Source organism: Alcaligenes sp. SORT26 (assembly GCF_017377875.1).
Lineage (GTDB): Bacteria > Pseudomonadota > Gammaproteobacteria > Burkholderiales > Burkholderiaceae_B > Alcaligenes > Alcaligenes parafaecalis.
The window spans coordinates 1,875,911-1,899,522 of the sequence record NZ_CP070975.1 but is presented as its reverse complement, the minus strand read 5'-3'; the positions used below and the strand labels follow the sequence as shown (position 1 = coordinate 1,899,522).

Sequence of the window (23,612 nt, the reverse complement as noted above, 5' to 3'; positions counted from 1 at the left end):
TTTTGTTGTTTGGTCGTCTCGGTGAGGGACGCCGCTTGGGGCCGGGTTCAGGGGCTTGGGCTTGACTACTTGCCGATGCTGCGCATCGGTGCCCTTGTCGGTGTCTTGATCCGGGCGCACTCTGAACTCGCCCGGTGGTTTGTCCCCCGGACAAACCACAAGCGTCGGGCTCAAACAGCAGAGTGCTTGCACCCCGGATCAAGACACCGCCTGCGGCAAGCAGTCTGAATCGCCCAAGCCCCTGAACCCGGCCCCAAGCGGCTCACAACGGAGAAATACAAAAAAACCGATTTGGGGTGGGAGGAAGTGCTGGTTGTAGAGAGGACGGGGGGCTGTGTAGCGATCCTCGGTTTGGCGCTTGGTAGGGTTTGTTGTTGGCCAAGTTGTTGAGATGAATTGGAAGGCTATTGTGATTGAGCGTAGCGAGAACTCGTAAACCAGGGGCTTTTAGAGGGGGCTTTGAGATTTGTCTCTGAGCATCTGGATCTTGGAAGCAAACCGGCTTGAATCGTGGATATGCATCACTGTGAACCACTTGGGTCCCTCTGCAGGGATTGGGCGGATCAGAGTACTTGCCGCGGTCAGGAGATAGCGTAGGGGTATAAGCATCCTGCTGTTTGAGCGGGGCGCTTGTGGTTCGTCCGGGGGACGAACCACCCCGCGAGTTCAGGATGCGCCCGTAGCTATCTCCTGACAAGGGCACCGGTGCGCAGCACCGGCAAGTTCTCAGCCCAAGCCCTGCAGAGGGACCCAAGTGGTGGCTTCATGGAGACCGATCTCATCATTCAAAGACCGGCCTCACTTGTGTTAACGCAGGTAAAAACCCACCTTACGCTGCTTTCTTCCGTAAAGTCAGCCACAGACCAGCCAAGATAGCCACCAGTCCCAATCCAGCCCGAGCGGCCAAGGTATTCCCCAGAATCAGGAAATCCAATCCCGCTGTCACCACAGGCACCAGATAAAACAGGCTGGTGACATTGACCAGATTCCCGCTGCGAATCATGCGATACAACAGCAACTGAGCCAGCACGGAAATCACCAGCCCAAGCCATACCACCGGCCCCCAAAAGCCCAGTGTGTTTTCCCAGCGAATCTCTTGCCCCAAACCCAGGGACACCAGAATGAACAAGCCCAAAGACAAGGAGTACTGCAAAGGCATGCCTTGCAAAGCACCGACGGGCTGACGCTTTTGCACAATCGTCCCCACCGTAATACTGAGCAAAGCGGCAATGGCAAACACCAGACCCGTGACGGACAAACGGCTGACAATCAGGCTTTGATAAACCACCAGAATCAGGCCAGTCAAAGACAAGGCCAAACCAGCCACACGAGTCAGGGAAAAACGCCGCTCGGTTAATGCCAAGGTCAGAATCGGCTGTACACCCAAGATTGTGGCCAGAAGACCCGGCGTAATCCCTTGTGCCAGGGTTTCAAAATAGAAAAACGAATACAGCCCGATCATCAGCAAACCGCTGATTGCGGGCAGCAGACGTTGTCCTTTGGGCGGTAGCCAGCCGCCATTGAAGTGCCCCAGCAGGATCACCATAGGCAGGGCGATGGCAAAACGCAGGATCAGCATGGCCATGACCGAGCCATGGTCCAAACCCACACGCGTGAAAATACCCGCGCTGCCCCATAGCAGCACGAACAAAGCAATAGCACCCGCTTGGGCGCGAGAAGAAGAAATCATGATGTTCTTTATCTGTCTAAATAAATTAGGTTTGTCTGCAAAGACATTCCAGGCGCATCGGTAGCGCAGGGAAAAAAAGACGAAGTCTTAGGAGCAGACGCTGTAGACGCGTGTGTCGACGACGACGTCGGACACGACTGCGGCTTGATTGACGACGCCCGGGGCGACGACAGTCATCAGCAAGACAGATGGAGGAGGAGGAGAGCCCGCCCGCAGCGACGCGGCCCGCGATAGGGGCAGAGTGCTTAGCAAAGAGGATGCGGGGCGGTTCATGGAATAAGAATCAGATCGTTAAATCGATGGGCTACTTTAGCACAATTTTTATTTAGGACGCCAATAGTCAGCCGCTAGGGTAATCGCTAGTACAGGCGAGAGACCGGGCTATGTAAGAATTGCACCGATCGCGATTTCAGATCGCTGTGACATTTCCGAATTGAAACGACATCTGCTGCCAATGTTGCCAGCGTTGATGTTGGGCAAAAAGGCCCAGACTGGTTCATCCCTTGAATCCGTCTGGGCCTTTTTGTTTGCCCGAAATAAGTCCGACCTTATAGTTAGGTTACGAACTACCTGGAAATGCCAAACAGCAAGAAGCCATTGCGATACACAGAGCTCACGCAGCGCCAGGAGGGTCCTGACGCCAGCCAGGCCGGAATCGTCACCTTGTTTTGGAGGCTTATGCCATGTTGGGTGTTGCGCTTTTCTTTATTGGGGCTGTGCTGATTGTTAATGGTGTGGGTTTGACTGGACGTATTGAAAGTCGGGATCTTGCCCCCTTTAACTTGCTGGTGGGGCTGCTGGCCCTGTTCATCAATCTGGTGGGCTTGCAGCGTGGCGAGCAAATGGCGGATTTCTTTGCCGTCGCCGGAGGCTTGCTGTTTGCCTTTACGTATCTGTATCTGGCCGTGGTGCAGTGGTATGGCCTGAAGGGCGTTGGCTTTGGCTGGTATTGCCTGTTTGTGGCTATCAGTGCGCTGGCCTTTGCCTGGACGGCGGGTGATCCACGCTTGATCACCATGTGGCTCTTGTGGTCCAGCTTGTGGTTCCTGTTTTTTCTGGCTTTGGGACTGGGTCGCACAGTACGTATCTTGCCCGTGTACACCATCCTGATCGGTGCGCTGACATGCTGGTTGCCCGGCACCGTGATCTTGATGGATGCCTGGTAAGCAAGGCAAGAATGGAACGTCGTTTGGGAGCCGAAGTCATGCTGTTTTTTGGAGTAACCTGATGCTCGCTCGTAGTGTTTATTGGCAGGTCTGTCGACCTGCGCCTCTACCATGCTAGACAGGAGATGGACTTTGGCTCACAACGACCCCGTACGCGTCGGCGTTCTTTATTCCGCAACCGGCATGACCTCTACCATTGGCCAGTCGCAATGGCAGGGGACCAAACTGGCGATTGATGAAATCAACGAGGCCGGTGGCCTGTTGGGGCGTGAATTGGTCGCCGTGTGCTACGACCCGGCTTCCAAGCCCTCATGCTATGCCGAGCAGGCCGAGCGGCTGATTGTGCATGACCGGGTCAATGTGATTTTTGGCGGCTATATGTCCAGCAGCCGCAAGGCGGTGATCCCGATTGTGGAGAAATGGAACAAGCTGCTGTTCTATCCCACTTTGTACGAAGGCTTCGAGTTTTCCGGCAATGTGATCTATACCGGTGCCGCGCCCAATCAGAACAGCGTGCAGCTGGCGCATTTCATGACCAGTAATTTCGGGGCACGGGTCTACATGATTGGCTCGGACTATATCTACCCCTACGAGTCCAACCGCATCATGCGCGAGCTGGTGATGCAGCATCCCGACAGCAAAGTGCTGGGCGAGCACTATCTGCCTCTGGATGCCAGTGAAAGTGATTACAGCCGCATCATGCAGGACATACGGGACAAGCAGCCGGACTTTATCTTTTCTACGGTGGTGGGGGATTCCACGGCCAATCTGTATCGTGCGTATGCCAATGCAGGCTTTAATCCGCAGACCATGCCTATTGCCAGCCTGACGACTTCGGAGGCAGAGATCGCGCAGATGGGGGCAGAAATTGCCTGTGGCCATTTCACGGCGGCACCGTATTTTCAATCGATAGAGTCAGAGGTCAATGCGCGTTGTCTGGCCAGCTTGCGCAAGCGCTTTGGCGCTGACTGCCACCCTAATCTGTGTTGGGAAGCGGCCTATTCACAGATGCATTTGTTTGCCAATGCGTATCGACAATCGGCCAGTGATGCGATCGAGGACTTGCTGCCTTATCTCTTGGGCAGTGAGCTGGATGCGCCTCAGGGGCGGATCAAAGTTGATCCCAATAATCACCACACGTGGCTCTACCCTCGGATTGGGCGCATTAACGCCGATGGCGAATTTACGATTGTGCGGCAAGCAACACGCCCCGTCTCGCCCGATCCGTATCTGGTCACTCATTCTCTGGGTGACTGGACTGCCAAGCTGGATACTTTGGAGACATAAAGCGTGGCCAACTCCTCTTCCTACGGTGATGAGCCGGCAAACAAGCCCCTGCGAGCGCGGAACCGGTTTCCGCATGCCACCTCGCCACAGTTGAAGGAACTGCGGCAATTGACGATGGTGGTCATGCACCCGGACGATAGCGATGGCCGCTTGCTGACCCAGCAACTGCAGCGTATCGGGTGCGCGGTCCAGACGATCTGGCCGCCCACGCAGAACCTGCCGTCAGGAACGGATCTGGTATTTCTGGCCGTGCAACCTGATCTTTTGCACCTGCGCCTGGATTGGGTATGTGATGAGGAAGCACCCACCATTATTGCGGTGGTCAATTATGAGAACCCCACCATTGTGTCGGCGGTGCTGGATCTGAATATTCAGGCGATTTTGCCCTCGCCCATTCGTTCTTTTGGTCTCTTGTCCACGGTGGTGCTGGCCCGCAAATACCATAAAGAACTGCGTCAGCAGCGTCGTCTGATCAGCAAGTTGCAAAGCAAATTAGTAGGGCAACGCCATGTGGCGCAAGCCAAGACGATCTTGATGCGTGCCCACCAGGTTTCCGAGGATCAGGCCTATGATCTGATCCGCGAGCAAGCCATGAACAAACGCAGCACGATTGAAGACATTTCGATTGCTATTGTGAATGCCAGTGAAGTGCTGTCCCTGGGGCAGAAAGGTTCGTCCTTGCTGGGGAACTAGCGAGGTTTTATAGCGTTTTTATAGAGCACTCCGCTGCCAGACGTAGAGATGATGAGCCATCAGGAACATGAACCAAGCAGGCCGGTGACACAGGAGCAGCGCGCCGCCTGGGCAAAGTTGAAAAAAGATCGTGATCAGTTGTGCGAGCAATTGGAAACCCTGGAGCGTGGTCACCAGGACTTGAGTAAATTTCTGCTTAAAGCCAAACGCAATAACTGGATTGCCTGCACCTTGGTGGTGATTTTTACCGTGCTTGGCTGGTTGCTGGATGCTTCGGCCTGGCTGCGTTGGTATGTATTGCCGATTACGTTTTTCTGCTGCGCCTTGTTGTGGTTTGGCGGTAAATTTCTGGACCGGCTGATGCAGAGCAAGATTGCGAATCTATCCGAGTTTTTGCAACAGGCGGATGCCCAAATAGAAAAGGGGCGGCCTATCTTTGAGACAGACCACCCCCAGACCAATCAGCCTTGAAATTACTCAGGCGTGTTCGGTGTAGCGATTCCCCAACCCAAGGCCTGATACAAGGCAATCACATTCAGGTAGGAGCCGGTTTCAGCCATTGCCAGCTCTTGCCGGGTCTGGTTCAGGCTGCGTTGATTCTCCAGCACTTGCTGATACGCACCCGCGCCCACTTCATAGCGCGTCAGGGCACGAGTGTGAGCATTTTCCAGATGTGAAGCAGCCCGTGTCAGGCTAAGCAGGCTTTCCTGATGTTGCGTCAGCCTTTGCAAAGACCCCTGAATTTCTTCCTGGGCCTGTAGCAAGACTTGCTGATAGTGCAGACGTGACTCGTCTGCCACGGCTTCCATGCCCCGCAAGCGTGCTTTGGCATGCCCTAAACGAAGAGCAGGCCATTGCATGGCAGGAGAGACATCGAATGCTCGCGCGGCATTGCCCAGGTTGCTGCCCCGCAGGGCAAAGAAGCCGATGAAACCAGCCAGATCCAGACGGGGGTATAGCTCGGCTGTGGCTGAGGCGACTTCGTGCGAGTTGGCCAGAATCTCTTGTCGTGCAGCGCGTACGTCAGGCCGGTTGAACAGCATGGCGTTTACATCGCCCAAAGGCAGGGAAGCGGCCAACGGCGCTTTGGCGCTGGGCAGCGGTGTGGCTATGGCTTCGGCTTGGCCACCGCTCAAGACCTGAATGCGCAGGCGGGCCAGTTCCAGGTCGCTGCGCAGTTGCGGCACCAGGGTTTTGGCACGCTCCAGACCGGCGTGGGCATTGTCCAGATTCTCGGGCAGTTCCCGGCCTAGCGACACACCGGCCTGCACCAGCTTCAGGGTATGTTCCCAGCTTCGTACATCGTCCTCTGCCAGGGCCACGCGCCGTTGCAAGCCCTGGGCCTGCACGTATTGGCGTGCCAGCTCAGCGGCCATAGCCTGTCGAGTCAGCTCCAGTTGATCCGCGCTGGCTTCGCTGCGTGCCTGGGCAGAGCGGGCCAGTTGTTCCACACGGCCAAACAGGTCGATCTCCCAAGTGGCTTGCATACCCAAGCGCCAGTTCTCGGTAATGCCGTGATCAATGGAGCCGTCTGGCGCGGTAAATTGTGCGCCGCTACGGTTGTAGCTGGCCTGGGCAGTGACTGCGGGCAGCCTGTCATGCTGGCGCTCGTCGATCAGGGCGCGGGAGGCCCGCCAGCGGGCTTGTGCCTGGGCAATATCCAGATTGTGATCCAGAGCCTTGGCAATCAAGGCGTCCAACTGGGGGTCTTGAAGCAAGGTCCACCAGTTTTCGCGCTGCTCGGGGGCTTGTGCAAACTGACTGTTCCAGTTGCTTTGGGCCAAGGTCGGGGCGGTGGGAATGGAGGTATCCAGTCCCACGGCGCAGCCGCTCAGGATCAGGCTGGGGATCACCAGTCGCAAAGCACGTGCCACAGGGGCGAGCCTGTTTGATAAAGCATGTGGCGTCATGATGCGTGTTCTCCAGTCGAAGGGCGCAGGGCCTGAGCCAGGTCGCGCGCCCGCGGGGTGTCTGCTTGATGGGCGTGATCATGCGCCAGCAAGGTATACAAAGTAGGCAGGATGAATAAGGTGAAGACGGTGCCGATCAGCATGCCTGATACCAGCACCACGCCCAGGCCAAAGCGGCTGCTGGCACCCGCGCCCGAGGCAAACAGGAGCGGCACCAGACCAAAGACCATGGCCCCGGTTGTCATCAGTACAGGACGTAAACGGATACGGGCCGCTTGCAAGATGGCTTCAGGTTTTTTCAGCCCCTCTTTGAATTGCAGTTCATTGGCAAATTCCACCATCAGGATCCCGTGTTTGCTGATTAGCCCCACCAGGGTCAGCAAGCCAATCTGGGTGTAGATATTGAGCGTGCCCAATCCCAGCGCCAGAGGCAGCAGTGCGCCGCATAAGGACAAGGGGACGGTGACCAGAATGATGATGGGATCCACCAGGCTTTCATATTGCGCGGCCAGTACCAGATAAATCACCACCAATGCGGCCAGGAAGGCCCACACCAGAGACTGGCTTTCCTGCGTGAACTGGCGTGATTCGGATTGCCAGTCATGCGTAAAACCGGCAGGCAATTGGCTGGCGACTTCATCCAGATAGGCAACGGCCTGGCCCAGGGTGACGCCGGGTGCAGGAATGGCCTGCAAGGTGGCCGAGTTCTGCTGGTTGAATTGGCGCAGGCTGTTCGGTTCCACTTCGCTGTGAATCTGGACCATGGTCGACAAGGGCACCAGCTCGCCATTGGCACTGCGTACAAACTGGCGGGTCAGAGCCTGGGCGGTCAGGCGCAGTTCGCGCTGGCTTTGCGGAATCACGTCATACGAGCGACCATCCAGCGAGAAGCGGTTCAGGTAGTTCTCGCCCACCAGCACAGCCAGGGAGTCTGCAATATCACGCAGGCTGATGCCCATGCTGGCCGCTTTGCTGCGGTCGATTTCTACGCGGGAAACGGGCTTGTTGTAATCCAGATCACTGTCCACCACCACAAACAATCCGCTTTCACGCGCCTGCTGTTTGACCCATTCCATGGTGTCGTACACCGTGCGGTAGTCGCCGGGACTGCGCAGCACCAGTTGGACGGGCAGGCCGCCGCTGGAGCCGGGCAAGGGGGCGAGCTGGAAGGCGAAGATACTGCTGCCGGGAATGCTGCTGACGCGTCCTTGCAGCTCACCTTGTACGGCGCTGGCATCGCGCTCGCGCTTGCTCCAGTCTTTCAGGTTGATCCCGCCAAAGCTGGCGGCCGGGCCGTCTGTACCCACAATCAGCCAGGTGCTCTCGGTTTCGGCTACGTCACGATAGGTATCGTCCAGCAGTTTGCCGTCGCGCTCGGCATAGGCCAGGTTGGCGTTCTGCGGGGCTTTCACTGCCGTCAGCACGCTGGCCTGATCTTCAATCGGTGCCAGTTCGCTGTGTGTCATCTGATAGAGCACGGGCAGGCTGATAAAGACCAGCAGGGCCATAGCGCCGGTAAGCCAGCGGTGACGCAAGGACCGAGCCAGCAAGCGGCCATAGCGGGCAGACAAACCACCGAAGAAGCTCTCGGCCAGGTGGGCCATGCGACCTTCATCTTGCTGAGAGGGCAGCAGCAAAGAGCTCATCACCGGGGACAAGGTCAGGGCCACCACACCGGATACCAGCACGGCACCGGCCAGCGTCAGGGCAAACTCTTTGAAGAGCGCTCCGGTCAGGCCGCCCATCAGGCCAATCGGTGCATAGACGGCGGCCAGTGTCAGCGTCATGGCAATGACAGGCCCCGCCACTTCCCGTGCGCCCAGCAAGGCCGCCACCACGGGCGAGCGTCCGGCGGCAATGTGACGGTGCACGTTTTCAACCACCACAATCGCATCGTCCACGACTAGCCCGATCGCCAGCACCATGGCCAGCAAGGTCAGCAAGTTGATACTGAAGCCAAAGGCCAGCATCAAGGCGGCTGCGCCCAACATGGACAGGGGAATGGTAGCCAGGGGAATCAGCACACTGCGGAAGGAACCCAGGCACAGGTAAATGACCAGCACCACAATAATCATGGCTTCGGTCAGGGTCTTGAGCACCTCATCAATCGAGGCTTGAATAAAGCGGGCGGTTTCAAAGGCCAGAGCCACTTCAACACCCGGTGGCAGGGTGGCTTCAATAGCGGGCAGGCGATCACGAATGCCTTCCACAATGCGCAAGGGGTTGCCGCCAGGGGTGGGGAACAAACCCAGGTGAATCGCGGGCAGGCCATCCATCAAGGCGCTGGTTTCGGTCGCCGCCGCACCCAGTTCCACTTTGCCCACATCGCGCAGTCGTACCAGGGATGTGCCGTCTTCACGCACAATCAGGTCCTGGAATTCGGCCACGCTGGTCAGATCTGAATTGAGCTGAATATTGCTCAGAACATGCTGGCCTTTGACCATGCCGGGGGCGGCCTGATAGTTATTGGCTCGCACGGCCTGGGCGATATCGGCGGCTGTCAGTTGATAACCGGCCATGCGGTCCGAATCCAGCCATAGGCGCATGGCCAGCTTCTGGCCACCGAAGGTCTGGATTTTCGCTACGCCGTCAATGGTGGAGAACATGGGTTCGACCACGCGGGACAAGTAGTCATTCAACTCCGGGATGGAGATCGACGTGGTGGAAAAACCGACATAGGCCACCGCCGTGGAGTCTCCGGAGGAACGCTCCACCACCGGGTCGTAGGCACCTTCAGGCAGGCGATAACGCACCTGGCTGACTTTGCTCATGACTTCGGTCAGGGCCTGGGTAGAGTCGCGGTTCAGTTCCATGCGCAAGGTCACGACACTGCGGCTTTGCACGGAGTTGGAGGAGAGATAGTCCACCCCTTCCACCGAGGCCAGAGCCTGGGCGATGGGCTGGGTCACAAAGCCTTGCATCAGTTGTGCAGAGGCGCCGGGGTACTCGGTGGTAATCGTGATGGTGGAGTTTTCCAGCAAGGGATACTGCCGGATGGGCAGCTTGTCCAGGGAAAACAGACCCAGCATCAGGAGCAGGGCGCTGACCACCAGAGCAAGTACCGGCCGACGAACGAACAAGTCGGTAAAGCCGGGACGGGAGGTGGTGTTCATACGGGCTCCTTATCCTTGGCGGTCTGCACGGTGGAGCCGTCCTGAATCTTGATCTGACCGGCGCTGACAACGGTATCGCCTGCTTTTAGCCCATCGGTAATTTCGACACGTTCATCCCAGGCTTCGCCGGTTTGCACCGATACGCGACGCACTTGCCACAAGCCCTGGTCCTGAGGGGTAGCAACGAATACGGTTTGCCCGTAAGCGGTATAGGTCAGTGCGGTTTCAGGTACGGTCAGCACGGGGGCTTCGGCCGGGCGCTTTAATTGTGCGCGGGCATACATACCCGCCTGCAAACGGTGTTCCGGGTTGTTGAGCACGGCTTGCAGGCGAACGCTGCGCGAGTCTCCAATCAAGGGGTCAATCGCACTGATCTTGGCCTCGAAGGTTTCTTCGGGCCAGGCATCTACCTGTATCTGCAAGGTCTGGCCCACATTCAGGTCACGCAAACTGTGCTCGGGCACGCTCAGGTTGACGCGCAACTGGCTGTCATCAACCAGGCTGGCAATGGTTTGGCCTGGCTGCAGATAGTGGCCCTGGTGCAGGCTGGTGATACCGATACGGCCTGCGAAGGGGGCGTTGATCTGTTTCAGGGCCAGCTCAGCGCGCTGGTATTGCAGTTGGGCTTGAGCCACGGCGTGATCGGCCTGGGCCTGATCCAACTGTTCCTGGGTAGCGGCTTGCTGTTCTTTCAATTTGCGCACGCGCGTCAATTGAATGGCCGCCTGTTTGACCTGCGCTTGCTCCCGACGCACGCTGGCTTGTTCCAGTTCGTCATTCAACACAAGTAGTGGTTGGCCTGCCCTGACCGCTTGTCCGGAGGTGAAATCTATCTTGCGAATGCGACCGCTGGTTTCCGCGCTTAACAGCACTTGTTGCCAGGCTTCCAATGCTCCCACCGCATGTAAAAGACGGGGAGCGGTTTGAGACTCTACAGTTGATAGCTCGACGACGGCGGGTGGGTAGGCGCCACCAGCCTGTGCTTCTTGTGAGGCGGGCAGCAAACGCCAGCCCAGGGCCAATACACCGGCCAAAACGGGAATCATGATCCATGTACGACGCGAACTCATGCTGCTTGCCCTCCCTGTACGGAGGAAGGCCACAGAGGCAGTTTGTTCGGGAGAGTCCAGCCGAATCGTTGATCACTTTGTGACCAGTCTTCGGGTTTGAAGTACGTGGCTGACACAAGCAGGGATTGCCGCAACCATGACAACGGTCCGGCAAACATAATCCAAATGAGGGGAGGCATGGCAGGTTCCTGTGACAACAAAGGGGGCAGCCAACACGGCTTGCCTTAATTAGATACCTGGACTATAAAACCTCAAGTTAACTTGAGGTCAAGGGGTGGCAAGATGGCAAAAACAGCGGATTACAGTCGAGCATTGACGGTGGGGGAAGTGGCTAAACGCAGCGGTGTGCCTGTGTCGACCGTGCATTTTTATGAATCCAAGGGCTTGATCGCCAGTACCCGAAACAGTGGCAACCAGCGCCGTTTTGAATCGGTGGTCTTGCGCTACATTGCGATCATCAAAGTGGCGCAGCGCACGGGGATTCCGCTAGAGGAAATTCATGAGGCTCTGAGTGGTTTGCCACCAGGCAGCAAGCCATCCAGCAAGCAATGGCGGGCCATGTCCAGTCGCTGGCAAGACAAGCTGAATGATCGTATTGAGCAGTTGACGCGGCTGCGTGATGAGCTGACCCACTGCATTGGCTGTGGGTGCTTGTCGATGAGTGAATGCCCCTTGCGTAACCCAGCCGATATTCTGGGCCAGCAAGGGCCCGGCCCCCAGATTCTGGAACGAAAACTGGAGGCCGGATCAGAGGCTTAGGTCGGGTCGGGCGACTGCGCGTAGAGTGCGGTGGCCTCGGAGGTCACCAGGGCCTGATAGCGCTCGAAGTGGTTCAGGATGTCGTTAATAACCTGGCTGGACGACAAACCCATCAGGTCATAACCCCGACTGCCATCAGCAAACACCGTGCGCACTTGCCATTCGTGGGGGCGAGTCTGCTCATTGCGGGCAGCGGCCGCCGTAAAGCTGGCGACACGGCGTGCGCTCAGTTCCACGCCATAGACGAAGTTGCGCTGGTTATCGGCCTGGATGGTCAGTTGAGCCTTGTCTTGCTCGCCGGTGTCCAGGCTGACATTCAAGTCGCGCTTGCCCAGCTCCTCGGCCACGGCTTGCAAGGAAGGCAGGACGATATCGGCCAGGAAGCGGCGTGCATCACGCTGATTCGGCGTATGCAGAATGGTCGACAGGCGCCGACGCCAGGATATTTCCGAACCCGGGGCAGGCCCGGAGGCAGGACCCTGTTGACGGCGCAGGCGTGACATATCCGCTTTCATGCCCTTGAACAGTCCCAGAATCAGCAAGAACATGATGATGGCAAAGGGCAGGGCACTGACCAGCGTGACAGTCTGCAAGGCGGTCAGGCCACCGGCCAGCAAGAGCAGCGAAGCGGTGGTGCCTTCCAGTGCACACCAGTAGATACGTTGCCAGACGGGAGCGTCTTCCACACCACCGGCAGCCAGCGTATCGATTACCAGCGAACCCGAGTCGGCCGAGGTCACAAAGAAGATGGCAACCAGAATAATCGCCAGAATCGAGGTCACATTGGACCAGGGCAGGTATTCCAGGAACTCGAACAGCGCGACAGAGGCGTTGGCTGCCGCATCTTGTGCAAGCTGACCCCCGGCTACCGTCATGTCTAGGAAGATGGCGGTGTTGCCAAACACAGTCATCCAGAAGAAAGTAAAGACCGTGGGCACCAGCAAGACACCCAGCACAAACTCACGTACTGTGCGGCCACGCGAGATGCGGGCAATAAACATGCCGACAAAAGGCGACCACGCAATCCACCAGGCCCAGTAAAACAAGGTCCAGGCTTTCATCCAGCTTTGCCCGCGGAACGCTTGTGTACTAAATGAACGTGCAAAGAAGTTATCGAGATAACCGCCGATATTCTGTACAAAAGCATTCATCAAAAAGGCCGTTGGCCCCACGGCGAGCACAAACAGCATCAAGGCAATAGCAACCAGCAAATTCAGTTCGGACAGGCGGCGAATACCGACGTCCAATCCACTGACCACGGACAGCGTTGCCAACGCGGTCACGACCACAATCAAAATAATTTGCAGCCAGGTTTCCTGGGGCCAGCCAAATAAATGCTCCAGACCGGCATTGATTTGAAGCACGCCCAAACCCATGGAAGTGGCAATGCCAAATAACGTGCCGCAAACGGCGAAAATATCGACGCTATCGCCAATCCAGCCTTCGATGCGTTTGCCAAATAAGGGATAAAGACCCGAACGAATCGTTAAAGGCAGGTTGTAGCGAAAGCAGAAATACGCCAGCGATAAACCCACGACCGCATAGACGGCCCAGGCATGAACGCCCCAGTGAAAGAAGGTGATGATCTGCGCCTGGTGGGCGGCTTCCACTGTGCTGGCCAGACCCGAAGGCGGGGCAGAGAAGTGTTGCAGTGGCTCGGCCACGGCAAAGAACATCAAGCCAATGCCCATACCGGCGGCAAATAGCATCGCCATCCAGGTGAGATACGGGTAGTCAGGCTCTGAATCATCCGGCCCTAGTTTCAAATTGCCATAGCGGCTTAAGGCCAGATAGACGACGGCAAAGAAAAAGAGGGCAACAGCCAGGATATAGAACCAGCCGAAACTTTTGATGACCCAGTTTTGTAACTGTTCAAAAATAAGTGCGGCATCTTTAGGGAAAATGATCCCGATCAGCAAGAAGATCAGGACGATAAAGGTAGATCCCCAGAACACCCGTGGATGTAGCGTGCTTTTAAAAGGCAGCCCCATGTCATGCTCCGTTTGTAACTAAGAGCGCACAGCTTAACGAGAACGGCCGCCTGTTGAAAGGTTTGTTAGATTAGGAAATATTTGCTCAGGCTCGGAAAGGATCTATGGGCAAAATCAATTCCTGATGCCCGGCCTGACGCGTTAATTCCAATTGATGCAAGACACTGGCACTGGCTGTATGCACCGCAGAATGCAGGTCTGCGCCCAAAATCAGGTGGGCCAGCAATGTGGAAGCAAACAGGTCACCCGTGCCTTTGGCAGCACAATCCACGCGGGGATGGCTAAGCAAGGTGTCGGCGCGTGGCTCTTTGCGGGCCATTAATAATTTGATCTGGCCATCCTGCCAGGACTCGGGGGCGGCACTGGTGGCAATGACCCATTCGGTACGGCCATTGAGCAAGGTGTGCGCGGCGGCCGAGCTGGCTTCAACGGTGTCGCAAGGCTGTTGGGTCAGCAGGGACAGTTCGTAATTATTGGGGGTCAGGCCAGTGGCCAGGGGCAGCAGGGTTTTGTGATAGGTCTGGATCAGGGCCGGATCGACATAGACCCCCACATCCAGATCACCAATGACCGGGTCCACAATAACCAGGATATCCGGGTGTTGCAGTAACAGCGTTTTCAACCAGTTTGCAATGATGACAGCCTGGTTCGCGCTGCCCAGATATCCCACCAGGACAGCCCGTACCTTGTCCAGCGCGCCCCGCAACACCAGGTCGTCCAGAAAGCCTTCCAGCCATTCGTCGGGTACGGAACCGCCATGCACCGTGGGATATTGCGGGTTGTTGCTGAGCAATACGGTGGGAACGGCAGCGACTTTAAATCCGTGTCTACGCAAGGTCGGGCCAGCAACATTGTTGCCAACCCGACCGTAGACGACTTGGGACTGAATGGAAACGACATCCACATGGTAGGGATGTCGTTCCCGGTCAACGAAGCTTACTGCTGTGTTCATGCAGCGCAATCGGCCTTATCGGTTTGTTTAAGTTGACTGAGCCAGCGAGTCAGCACGGTTGCGGCGGCGGCGTGCAGGCGTTTTTGGACCGCCATGGCTTCCAGACGCAGCATTTGCGGATCGATATCGGCTTGGCCCAGTTCGTTAGCATGGCCCACCAGCCAGCGTTCCAGTTTGCTGGTGTCAGCTTCCAGGTGAAATTGCAGGCCCAACACCTGTGTGCCAAAAGAGAAAGCCTGGTTCGGACCCACATCGGTACTGGCCAGGTGAATGGCGCCGTCCGGGATATCGAACTGATCCCCGTGCCAGTGCAGCACCGGAATGCCGCTTAGGGCGGCCAGGGGCGATTCTTTGCCCGCTTCGCTCAGTTTCAAGGGGGAAAAACCAATTTCTTTGACACCCAGAGGGTATACATTGGCTCCCAGGGCGCGCGCAATCAATTGTGCGCCCAGACAAACACCCAGCAAGGGTTTGCCAGCCAGCAAGAACTTGTTGATCAGTTCCAGCTCATCGCTTAGGAAAGGGTAAATCTTTTCGTCGTAGGCGCCGATAGGCCCGCCTAATACAACCAGCAGGTCAGCGTCCTGTTCACCTACGTGACGTAGTGACTCGACGGAAGGGTCAATGTATTGAACTTGGTAGCCCTGTTCGATCAGAACAGGTTCCAGTGTGCCCAAGTCTTCAAAATGGATATGACGCAGTGCGATGACTTTCTTCATAAGGGTTTCTTTCAATCCAGAGGGTAAGGATGTCAGCTCGTGGTACCGATGTCTACATTAATGGCACCCGATAGGGGGAAGGTGCAACACGCCAGCGCATGGCCCTGGGCTTTGTCCTGATCGCTCAGGCAAAAATCCGGCTCGGAACGGTACTCGCCATCCGAGATCTGGACCCGGCACGCACCGCAAATACCCGAACGGCACTGGCTGCGGATAGGCACATCGCCCGCTTCCAGCATTTCCAGCAAGCTGCTGCCCGGTTCGGGCGACAGCGTTTGCCCCGTTGTACGTACATTGATCTGCAAGGGAGCGCTGCCTGCTTCAGGCAGGATTTCCACGCCGGACTTGGCAGGCGGGGAAAAGGCCTCGATCAACATATGCGAGATGGGGTGCGCCTGAATAGTGTATTCGCGCAGCGCCTGGGCAAAGCCGTGGCTGCCGCAAATCACCACCGCCTGCGGGTCCTTCAAGAGCTCCAGGTTTTCAAAAGAGGGGCGACCCACTTTGAAATGAGCGCTATCGCGGATCTTTTCCTGCGTGACAAACACGGTCAGCGTGAACCAGCTACTGGTCAGATCCAGTTGCAGCAGTTCGTGCAGAAAGGGAATGTCGGCAATACGGGCAATACTGAGCAGCAAATGTACTTGTGGTACTGGCAAGCCGTCCTGGGCTCGCGCCGCCAGTTCTCGCAGCAAGGCAATAGGCAGGGTAATGCCGATGCCGCCTGCGATCATGGCGATACGCTCGTAACCCACAATAGAGTCCACCGAGATATCACCCGCCACATATTGCAGGGGCACATTCATGCCCTCGCGCAAGGTGGCGTGCAAGTGATCGGAGACGCTATTGCGGCCCGATCCTTTAACGGCAATTTCAATCAGGTCTGGATCGGCCATACGGGTGATCGAATACATACGCTGTTGAAGAGTGCCGCCGGTATCGGGGTAGCTCAGGGCGACATGCTTGCCCGCCTGCAGGCCCTGCAGGAAATCAAAGTGGCCACCTTGCACGCGCAAGGTGAAAACTTTGACATTCCCGGCCTCTGGGCGAACGGTCTCGCAGCGCGCCTGAATCATGGCTGTCATTGCAGCGCCTCCTGTTGCTCCGCTTCTGGCTGGGCCTTGCCGGATTTGCTGTTCAGGCCAATGCGCTCGATCAGGCTTTCTACCGAACCGGTGTACACGCCAATTTCGTTGGAGTCGCCTGTGTCGTGCAAAATGTCGCGTGCATTGGGGAAGTTCACCATGGAGAACACTTTTTCCCAGGCGCCCATTTCATTGTTGGCGAACATCTCTACGGTGCGCAAAATAACGGCACGCATATGCTCGCGCTCTTTCTGGCTCAGGCCGTGAATGATGTCAGAGGCCACAAAGCTGAACACGCTGGAGTGGCTCCACTCGTCCATGGCATGGGTGCGGGTGACTTCATGGCACACGGTCTGGATGCTCTTGTCCTCGGCCATGGTCTTCAGATAGTCGGTAATCAGAGTCTCGGAGGCGCAGGCAATCGCAAAGCGGGTCAGGCGACGCTCGGACTCCGAACCGCAATGGCTCAGGATTTCATTGCGCCACTGCACCAGGTTGAAGTTGGTGAAGTCCAGGGGCTGCAGGCCGCGCATGGAGTAGATGTAGTTGCAAGCCATAATCGACATGCGGGTGTGCAGGGCTTCGTCCAGCAAGGCCTGGGACATCACGTCTTGCAGCAAATTGCGGTTGGCACTGGGTGGTGGCGTCTTGATGATGTCTTCGCAGGAAGGTGTGACCACGTTGCACTCAACGTAAATGGTCTTGAGGTTGTAAATACCCCAAGCGTAGGACAAGCATTGCGATTTCAATTCTTCAGGCGCTTCCAGCCAAGCCTGGTGTTCGCGAAATGGTAATAAGCATTCGCTGAAGTCTGCTTTGTTGGCATCGAAAGCCAGATTGTTGTAATCAGGCAATTCCTGATTAACGGCAGCCCGGTTTTTCCAGAGTACAGACAGCTTTTGCAGCATATTACGTACGGCGTCATCAGTTTCGTAGCTTTTGATTGTCATTTCAAACTTCCTTGCTGTGTTGAGTGCGATCTGTTCGAAATGAACAAATCGTTTCGTTATTCCACCCATCTTTATTTCCAAATGGAAATTCGCAGGCTTAAAAGAATGTGCTGATTTCGTAGAATAAGAACCAAAAAAACCCCGTTACCGGGTTTCTTGAGGCTTGGGGGATCAGCGTGGTTGAACTGCCGTTAAAGCAATGGCGTTTCCTGTAGTCATGGGAAAACTGGGGGTGTTTTTTCGTTTGCAGATTGAAAAAAGTGATAATCTGCTTGAGCGTTTAGAAGTATGGGCGTTGAGTATTCGTTGGCTGCATTCTAATGATCCTATGACAATAAATGACAGACCATTTAAAGATCATTTAACAGACCACTTGATAATAAAATTTTGATCCACGTTTTAATTCTTGAGTGGATTTATCGGAATTGGCTTTAGCCCTGTGTTTCAGCGGTTTTTGATTGTTTTATGCTTTGAATATTTATTCGAATAACAATAATTAAAAGTGGTCTGGTGAATTAATTTTTAATGGACTGTTTGATAGGACGATAAACAGAATAGGATGTTTATCTTTCGCCCTTGGAATCGTCAGGCCAAGGGCCGCGCTTTTGCTTCGTGCCTGAATAATGGCCACGACCCTGAAGCGGCCAATATCTAAACAGGAACTCCCATGAAGAGTCTTGCCGGTGGCGACACCCCCCACCTGCCTCTGGTGGGTTCGCAATTTCTGCAGCAAAGCGATCGCAATCTTTGGGACATCATCGAAGCCGAACGGCGTCGTCAACAACACACCATTGAGTTGATTGCTTCCGAGAATTACCTGAGCCGTGCCGTCCTGGATGTACAGGGTTCCCTGCTGAGCAACAAGCAGGCGCAAGGCTATCCGGGACACCGGATTTACGGCGGGTGCGAACAGGCAGATCAGACTGAAGAGCTGGCTATAGAACGAGCCAAGTCCGTTTTTGGGGCGGCCTATGCCAACGTGCAGGCTCACTCGGGTAGCCAGGCCAATCTGGCGGTGTACCTGGCCCTGCTCTCGCCGGGTGACACGATTCTGTCCTTGGATCAATGTGCGGGTGGCCATCTTAGTCACGGCTCGCACTTCAATGTGTCGGGGCGCTGGTTTCAGACCTGCTCCTATGGAGTGGATCGCCAAACGCAATGGGTAGATATGGATCAGGTGCGCGCCTTGGCCCACAAGGAGCGCCCACGGCTGATTATTGCCGGGGGCTCGTCGTACTCACGTACGCCCAACTTTGCTGAGTTCCGACAAATTGCCAACGAGGTCAACGCGTACCTGATGGTGGATTTGGCTCATAGCGCCGGACTGGTTGCGGCGGGCCTGATGGAGTCGCCAGTCAAACATGCGCACGTCACTACGTTTTCCACACATGGCACCTTACGGGGCCCGCGTGGCGGCATTATCTTGTGCAACGAGCCCAAGCTGGCAGAGCGCTTGAATCAGGCTGTGTATCCAGGGCTGCAAGGTGGACCTTTGCTGAACATCATGGCGGCCAAAGCGGTGGCTTTGGGTGAAGCCATGAGCCCGTCTTATAAAGCCTATGCCCAGTCCGTTATTGTTAATGCTCGCAGTCTGTGCCGACGTCTGTCTGAAGGGGGGCTGACTGTGGTGTCAGGCGGGACGGATTGTCATTTTGGGGTGGTGGATTTGCGCCCCTGGGAGTTGTCCGGCCCCTTGGTGGAGCGGGTATTAACCCAGCTAGGCATCAGCCTTAGCAAACACCGGGTGCCTTACGAGCAAATAAGTGGTGCTTACTCCGGTATCCGCGTAGGAAGTGCTGCCTGTACGACTCGCGGTTTGGGCGAAGACGACTTCAAGGAAATTGGCGACATGATTTTGGCTTTGCTGGGTGGGGTGCGCAGTGGGGCGCGCAATCCACGAACCGAAAATGCCATTCTGGAAGGGGTCACCGACCTGAACCGGCGATACCCCTTGATGTACTGATTGCCCCCACTTAGCCTTTGCCCTGACGCAGGGCGTTGGCTAGACGCAACATGGCGGACTCGATCTCATACGCGGTCAGTGAGGCATAACCTAATAACCAGCCCTGTTGTTTTTCTTCACCGATGTACAGGCGACTTAAGCCTGGCAGTTGTACCCCCGCACTCAAGGCACGACGCAGGGTGTGTTCCTCGGACCAGCCCGGTTCCAGAAAGCAGGGGATTTGCAGACCACCTTCGGGGCGGGCAGCGCGGACAATCCCTTGCAAATGCTGTTCGATCGCTTCCAGCATGATCTCCCGTCGTCCTGCATACAGCTTGCGCATGGCGCGGATATGGGAGTTGTAGTGTCCGTCTTCCATAAAGCGTGCCAGCGTCAGTTGCAGGATTTGTGGCGTATGACCATCCATGATGCTGCGCGCCTGGGTGAAGGGTTTGACCAGTTCGGGTGGCAGGGCCATGTACCCCATGCGCAGCCCTGGATAAAGGGTTTTACTGAAGGTGCCCAGGTAAATCGTGCGCTGGTATTTATCCAGGCCCTGCACACAAGCGGTCGGCAATCCGTCGTAGTGAAACTCGCTGTCGTAGTCGTCTTCCAGAATCCAGCGACCATTTTCAGCGGCCCAGCGTATCAGCTCCAGGCGGCGTTCCAAGGACAGGGTCGCGCCGGTGGGGTATTGGTGGGAAGGTGTGACGTAAATGCAATTGGCTCCGCTGCGATCTTCATGCAAGAGCTCGGTGCGTAGACCTTGTTCGTCCACACCAATAGGTACAACTCGGGCCTCGGCGGCTTCAAAGGCTTTGCGGGCACCAAAGTAGCCGGGGTTTTCAACCAGAATGGGTTTGCCCGCATCCACCAGCAACTGAGCACACAGGAACAGGGCTTGGCGCGTGCTGCTCAGAATCAGGATCTGGTCCGCAGACACTTTGGCTCCGCGCTCCAGATTCAGGTAGACAGCAATGGCTTTACGCAGGGACTCCGTGCCTTGCGGATCACCGTGCAGCAGGATATTGGCTCGAAAGTCTTTCATGGCCTGACGCTGCAAGCGTTCCCAGACATCCGTGGGGAAGTTGCGGGTTTCAGGCAGGCCCGTGGCAAAGGCCTTGATGGTCTGCTGGTCGGCAATGCCACCACTTTCAAACACGGCGCGACCCCGGCGGCTTAAGCCCGTACCCGGTTCCATCACGCTTCGTTTCATATCCTGAGCCTTGATGCGGCGGTATGCGCTGCCACGCAGCTCGGTGCCTACCGATTCGGAAACATAGCTGCCCGAGCCTTCGCGCCGCACGATAAAGCCGTCGCGGTGCAGTTGGACATAGGCATTTTCAACCGTATCGCGCGCCATGCTCAGGGACTTGGCCAGTGAGCGCGTGGCAGGCAGCTTGACTCCCGGACCCAGGGCACCATCCAGAATCAGTGCCCGCAAGGCACGCTGAATGCGCTGGTGAAGATCCAGGGATTGAAGTTCGTCATCGTTAAGACGCATCTTCAAGGTGTCCAGTTCAAACGAACGCGTCATGCGGTCTGCTCCAGAGAATATTAATGGTCTGACTAGTCAGACCATTGTGCTCGTAGACTTGATTGTCATTGCCGAAATAGGGGGGCCTGTTCCGGCGTTCAGGTTTGTACAGGATCTCAGCAAGTATGTCCCGACCCTTTAATTTCAGCGCAGGGCCCAGCGCCTTGCCAATGGATGTTCTATTGCAAGTGCGTGATGAGCTGCTTGATTTCGCTGGCACAGGTTTGTCTGTGATGGAAATCAGCCATCGTTCCCAGCCCTTCATGGATTTTGCCCATCGTACCGACGCTGCGTTGCGCCGTGTCCTGGCGGTTCCATCGGACTATCACGTCTTGCTGCTGCAAGGTGGTTCTTACTTGCAGTTTTCTCAAATTCCGATGAACTTGTTCCATCAAACAAACACAGCGGACTATATACATACGGGTTTATGGTCGGAACAAGCAGCTAATGCCGCCAGGCAATATGGAAAGGTAAGAATCATAGCCAGTTCTCATGAAACTGGATTTGATCGTATTCCCGAGATTAATGAATCTAATATTAATCTGGATGCGGCTTACTTGCATTACACAGAAAACGAAACAGCACAGGGCTTGCAATTTTCAGCACCACCTGTCTCGCCTATTCCATTGGTGTGTGATGCTTGCTCCAGTTTGATGTCAAAACCGCTTGACATTTCGGCGCATGATTTGATTTATGCATCTGCCCAAAAGAATATGGGGATTGCTGGTGTCACGCTTGTTGTCCTGAATCCCGCTATTTTAGACAAACCTTTAACAAGTACACCACAAGCCCTGGATTTTTCCATTCAAGCAAAAAAACAATCCTTATTAAATACGCCTTCCACCTTTTCCTGGTATGTGTTGGGTTTAACGCTGGAATGGATTGAGCGTGTGGGTGGAATAAATGTGTTGCATGAAATAAATAAGAAAAAATCACAATTGCTCTATGACGTTATTGATGGAAGTAATGGTTTTTATATCAATAATGTTTTGCCTGACTATCGATCCATCAATAACATTCCATTCCATATTTCCAAAAATAATGTAGATGCTTTATTTGCAGAAGAAGCACAAAAAAATGGTTTTCATGGTTTGAAGGGACACCAATCAACGGGGGGCTTGCGCGCCAGCATCTACAACGCCGTCACCTTGGATGCGGTACAGGCGCTGGGGGAGTTCATGCGCGAGTTCGAGCGCACGCACGGCTAGGGCGTGTGCCTGCTTTACACAGCGGCCCGGCAAGTGGCTGCAACTTGAGTTGAAATTTTTTAAGGAAAAGCGATGTACGACAACACACTCAGCCTGGCTGAATTCGACAAGGAATTGGCGCAGGCCATCCAGGGCGAAGAAAGCCGTCAGGAAGATCACGTAGAACTGATTGCCTCGGAAAACTACGCCAGCCCCTTGGTGATGCAGGTGCAAAACTCGGTGTTTACCAATAAGTACGCCGAAGGTTATCCCGACAAGCGGTACTACGCCGGTTGTGAATTTGTGGACGTGGCCGAACGCCTGGCGATTGAGCGCCTGAAAGCCGTGTTCGATTGCGACTACGCCAACGTGCAGCCTCATGCTGGAGCACAAGCCAATACTGCCGTGTTCCTGGCCTTGCTCAAACCGGGCGATACGGTCATGGGGATGAATCTGGCTCAGGGGGGACACCTGACACACGGTAACCCCATCAATATTTCCGGGCGTCTTTACAACATTGTTCCTTACGGGGTTGATATCAAAACCGGCTTGATCGATTACGACGAAATGGAGCGTATTGCCATCGAGACCAAGCCCAAAATGCTGATTGGTGGTTTTTCGGCCTATTCCCGCGTGAAAGATTGGGCACGCATGCGCCAGATCGCGGACAAAGTCGGTGCCTGGTTCTGGGTAGATATGGCCCACGTGGCGGGTCTGGTCGCGGCGGGCGAGTACCCTAGCCCCTTGCCATATGCGCATGTAGTTACCAGTACGACACATAAAACGCTGCGCGGTCCACGTGGTGGCGTGATCATGGCCAAAGGGCAAAGTGAAGATTTCTACAAACGTCTGAACTCTGCCGTTTTTCCTGGCGTGCAGGGTGGCCCCTTGATGCACTTGATTGCCGCCAAGGCGATTGCTTTCAAAGAGGCCCTGCAGCCGGAGTTCCGTAGCTATCAGCAAAACGTGGTGCGTAATGCCCGCGCCATGGCCACCGTATTGATGCAGCGTGGTCACAACATCGTGTCAGGTGGGACGGATAACCACATGATGCTGATCAATCTGTCGGCCAAGCCTTATACGGGTCAGGAAGCCAGCGATGCCTTGGCTGATGCCTACATTACCGTGAACAAGAACTCGGTGCCCAACGACCCGCGTTCGCCCATGGTGACTTCCGGGATTCGTATCGGGACGCCTGCCGTCACCACGCGTGGCTTTACCGTAGCGGATTGCGAGCAGTTGGCTCATTACTTGTGTGATGTGCTGGATGCTTACGAGGCAGGCACCCTGGACAAGATCAAGCACGATATCCGTGAAAAGATTGTGACCTTGTGTCGACGCTACCCGGTATATCAGGTGCAGACAGAGCCAGCACAGTTGTGAACTGATTAACTTCTTTATAAGGGCCCAGCTACTTTGGTGGCTGGGTTTTTTATGAGTTTAATATTTTCGGTTTATTTTTTTAATAAACTGTAGCCTCTTTTTGTGGAGGCTAAATCGTATCTGATATTTGAGTGAGAAAATACACTGAGTTTTGTTGGGTTTAACAGTATTTAAAAAT

General features: G+C 55.6%; 18 protein-coding genes. 8 read left to right on the top strand and 10 right to left on the bottom strand.

Annotated features, from left to right (window positions below):
• Positions 1-829 precede the first annotated feature (829 nt).
• Positions 830-1,690, bottom strand: a complete 861-nt coding sequence (locus JYG33_RS08780; protein ID WP_207875561.1) for a DMT family transporter — start codon at positions 1,688-1,690, stop codon at positions 830-832.
• Positions 1,691-2,373: 683 nt separating this feature from the next.
• On the opposite strand from JYG33_RS08780, the gene JYG33_RS08775 reads away from it, so the two are divergent.
• The 4 genes from JYG33_RS08775 to JYG33_RS08760 all read left to right on the top strand — a co-directional run bounded on the left by JYG33_RS08775 (position 2,374) and on the right by JYG33_RS08760 (position 5,307).
• Positions 2,374-2,856: an AmiS/UreI family transporter gene (locus JYG33_RS08775; protein WP_207875560.1), complete on the top strand. Its 483-nt coding sequence runs from the start codon at positions 2,374-2,376 to the stop codon at positions 2,854-2,856.
• 132 nt (positions 2,857-2,988) lie between these two features.
• Positions 2,989-4,143, top strand: a complete 1,155-nt coding sequence (locus JYG33_RS08770; protein WP_222666779.1) for a transporter substrate-binding domain-containing protein — start codon at positions 2,989-2,991, stop codon at positions 4,141-4,143.
• Between the two features lie 3 nt (positions 4,144-4,146).
• Positions 4,147-4,836 carry an ANTAR domain-containing protein gene (locus tag JYG33_RS08765; RefSeq protein WP_207875558.1) on the top strand — a complete coding sequence of 230 codons (690 nt, stop codon included), beginning with the start codon at positions 4,147-4,149 and terminating at the stop codon, positions 4,834-4,836.
• A 117-nt stretch (positions 4,837-4,953) separates the two neighbouring features.
• Positions 4,954-5,307 (top strand): hypothetical protein, encoded by a 354-nt coding sequence (locus JYG33_RS08760; RefSeq protein ID WP_207875557.1) that lies wholly within the window; start codon positions 4,954-4,956, stop codon positions 5,305-5,307.
• Between the two features lie 2 nt (positions 5,308-5,309).
• Here JYG33_RS08760 and JYG33_RS08755 read toward each other — a convergent pair whose 3' ends face one another.
• From JYG33_RS08755 to JYG33_RS08745, 3 genes are read right to left on the bottom strand one after another with little or no spacing between them, the layout of a single operon-like run.
• The gene (locus JYG33_RS08755; protein ID WP_243430313.1) at positions 5,310-6,746 is read right to left on the bottom strand and encodes a TolC family protein; all 1,437 of its coding nucleotides are present in this window, start codon (positions 6,744-6,746) and stop codon (positions 5,310-5,312) included.
• Positions 6,743-9,859: a MexW/MexI family multidrug efflux RND transporter permease subunit gene (locus JYG33_RS08750; RefSeq protein ID WP_207875556.1), complete on the bottom strand. Its 3,117-nt coding sequence runs from the start codon at positions 9,857-9,859 to the stop codon at positions 6,743-6,745. The genes JYG33_RS08755 and JYG33_RS08750 overlap by 4 nt, the downstream gene beginning before the upstream one ends.
• A complete protein-coding gene (locus tag JYG33_RS08745; protein ID WP_207875555.1) occupies positions 9,856-10,929 on the bottom strand; it encodes an efflux RND transporter periplasmic adaptor subunit in 1,074 nt (357 codons plus the stop codon). Before JYG33_RS08745 ends, JYG33_RS08750 begins: the two co-directional genes overlap by 4 nt.
• A gap of 282 nt (positions 10,930-11,211) precedes the next feature.
• Here JYG33_RS08745 and soxR point away from each other — a divergent pair, with 282 nt between their 5' ends.
• The gene (gene soxR / locus JYG33_RS08740) at positions 11,212-11,688 is read left to right on the top strand and encodes a redox-sensitive transcriptional activator SoxR (protein ID WP_207875554.1); all 477 of its coding nucleotides are present in this window, start codon (positions 11,212-11,214) and stop codon (positions 11,686-11,688) included.
• Here the strand turns inward: soxR and betT are convergent.
• From betT to JYG33_RS08715, 5 genes are all read right to left on the bottom strand, one after another.
• Positions 11,685-13,679, bottom strand: a complete 1,995-nt coding sequence (gene betT, locus JYG33_RS08735; RefSeq protein ID WP_207875553.1) for a choline BCCT transporter BetT — start codon at positions 13,677-13,679, stop codon at positions 11,685-11,687. The two genes, soxR and betT, sit on opposite strands and share 4 nt — an antisense overlap.
• 85 nt (positions 13,680-13,764) lie before the next feature.
• A complete protein-coding gene (gene pdxK, locus JYG33_RS08730) occupies positions 13,765-14,631 on the bottom strand; it encodes a pyridoxine/pyridoxal/pyridoxamine kinase (protein WP_207875552.1) in 867 nt (288 codons plus the stop codon).
• Complete coding sequence (locus JYG33_RS08725; RefSeq protein ID WP_207875551.1) at positions 14,628-15,350, bottom strand: glutamine amidotransferase; 723 nt, start codon at positions 15,348-15,350, stop codon at positions 14,628-14,630. The genes pdxK and JYG33_RS08725 overlap by 4 nt, the downstream gene beginning before the upstream one ends.
• A gap of 32 nt (positions 15,351-15,382) precedes the next feature.
• Complete coding sequence (locus JYG33_RS08720) at positions 15,383-16,435, bottom strand: 2Fe-2S iron-sulfur cluster-binding protein (protein ID WP_207875550.1); 1,053 nt, start codon at positions 16,433-16,435, stop codon at positions 15,383-15,385.
• A complete protein-coding gene (locus JYG33_RS08715; protein WP_207875549.1) occupies positions 16,432-17,385 on the bottom strand; it encodes a diiron oxygenase in 954 nt (317 codons plus the stop codon). Before JYG33_RS08715 ends, JYG33_RS08720 begins: the two co-directional genes overlap by 4 nt.
• A 667-nt stretch (positions 17,386-18,052) precedes the next feature.
• Between JYG33_RS08715 and glyA (JYG33_RS08710) the strand changes: the two genes are divergently transcribed.
• On the top strand, positions 18,053-19,348 hold the full coding sequence (gene glyA, locus JYG33_RS08710) for a serine hydroxymethyltransferase (protein WP_207875548.1): 1,296 nt from the start codon (positions 18,053-18,055) through the stop codon (positions 19,346-19,348).
• 10 nt (positions 19,349-19,358) lie between these two features.
• Here glyA (JYG33_RS08710) and JYG33_RS08705 read toward each other — a convergent pair whose 3' ends face one another.
• Positions 19,359-20,864 carry a PLP-dependent aminotransferase family protein gene (locus tag JYG33_RS08705; RefSeq protein WP_207875547.1) on the bottom strand — a complete coding sequence of 502 codons (1,506 nt, stop codon included), beginning with the start codon at positions 20,862-20,864 and terminating at the stop codon, positions 19,359-19,361.
• 125 nt (positions 20,865-20,989) lie between these two features.
• Here JYG33_RS08705 and serC point away from each other — a divergent pair, with 125 nt between their 5' ends.
• Positions 20,990-22,072 (top strand): 3-phosphoserine/phosphohydroxythreonine transaminase, encoded by a 1,083-nt coding sequence (serC, locus tag JYG33_RS08700; RefSeq protein WP_207875546.1) that lies wholly within the window; start codon positions 20,990-20,992, stop codon positions 22,070-22,072.
• Positions 22,073-22,144: 72 nt separating this feature from the next.
• The gene (gene glyA, locus JYG33_RS08695; protein ID WP_207875545.1) at positions 22,145-23,434 is read left to right on the top strand and encodes a serine hydroxymethyltransferase; all 1,290 of its coding nucleotides are present in this window, start codon (positions 22,145-22,147) and stop codon (positions 23,432-23,434) included.
• Positions 23,435-23,612: the final 178 nt, after the last annotated feature.

What these genes read in the sequence shown, in the direction of transcription:
- glyA (WP_207875548.1), top strand. Translation starts at nt 18,053, where the DNA reads ATGAAGAGTCTTGCCGGTGGCGACACCCCCCACCTGCCTCTGGTGGGT.
- serC (WP_207875546.1), top strand. Translation starts at nt 20,990, where the DNA reads ATGTCCCGACCCTTTAATTTCAGCGCAGGGCCCAGCGCCTTGCCAATG.
- JYG33_RS08750 (WP_207875556.1), bottom strand. Translation starts at nt 9,859, where the DNA reads ATGAACACCACCTCCCGTCCCGGCTTTACCGACTTGTTCGTTCGTCGG.
- JYG33_RS08715 (WP_207875549.1), bottom strand. Translation starts at nt 17,385, where the DNA reads ATGACAATCAAAAGCTACGAAACTGATGACGCCGTACGTAATATGCTG.
- JYG33_RS08780 (WP_207875561.1), bottom strand. Translation starts at nt 1,690, where the DNA reads ATGATTTCTTCTTCTCGCGCCCAAGCGGGTGCTATTGCTTTGTTCGTG.
- betT (WP_207875553.1), bottom strand. Translation starts at nt 13,679, where the DNA reads ATGGGGCTGCCTTTTAAAAGCACGCTACATCCACGGGTGTTCTGGGGA.
- JYG33_RS08775 (WP_207875560.1), top strand. Translation starts at nt 2,374, where the DNA reads ATGTTGGGTGTTGCGCTTTTCTTTATTGGGGCTGTGCTGATTGTTAAT.
- soxR (WP_207875554.1), top strand. Translation starts at nt 11,212, where the DNA reads ATGGCAAAAACAGCGGATTACAGTCGAGCATTGACGGTGGGGGAAGTG.
- JYG33_RS08725 (WP_207875551.1), bottom strand. Translation starts at nt 15,350, where the DNA reads ATGAAGAAAGTCATCGCACTGCGTCATATCCATTTTGAAGACTTGGGC.
- glyA (WP_207875545.1), top strand. Translation starts at nt 22,145, where the DNA reads ATGTACGACAACACACTCAGCCTGGCTGAATTCGACAAGGAATTGGCG.
- JYG33_RS08745 (WP_207875555.1), bottom strand. Translation starts at nt 10,929, where the DNA reads ATGAGTTCGCGTCGTACATGGATCATGATTCCCGTTTTGGCCGGTGTA.
- JYG33_RS08720 (WP_207875550.1), bottom strand. Translation starts at nt 16,435, where the DNA reads ATGACAGCCATGATTCAGGCGCGCTGCGAGACCGTTCGCCCAGAGGCC.
- JYG33_RS08705 (WP_207875547.1), bottom strand. Translation starts at nt 20,864, where the DNA reads ATGACGCGTTCGTTTGAACTGGACACCTTGAAGATGCGTCTTAACGAT.
- JYG33_RS08755 (WP_243430313.1), bottom strand. Translation starts at nt 6,746, where the DNA reads ATGACGCCACATGCTTTATCAAACAGGCTCGCCCCTGTGGCACGTGCT.
- pdxK (WP_207875552.1), bottom strand. Translation starts at nt 14,631, where the DNA reads ATGAACACAGCAGTAAGCTTCGTTGACCGGGAACGACATCCCTACCAT.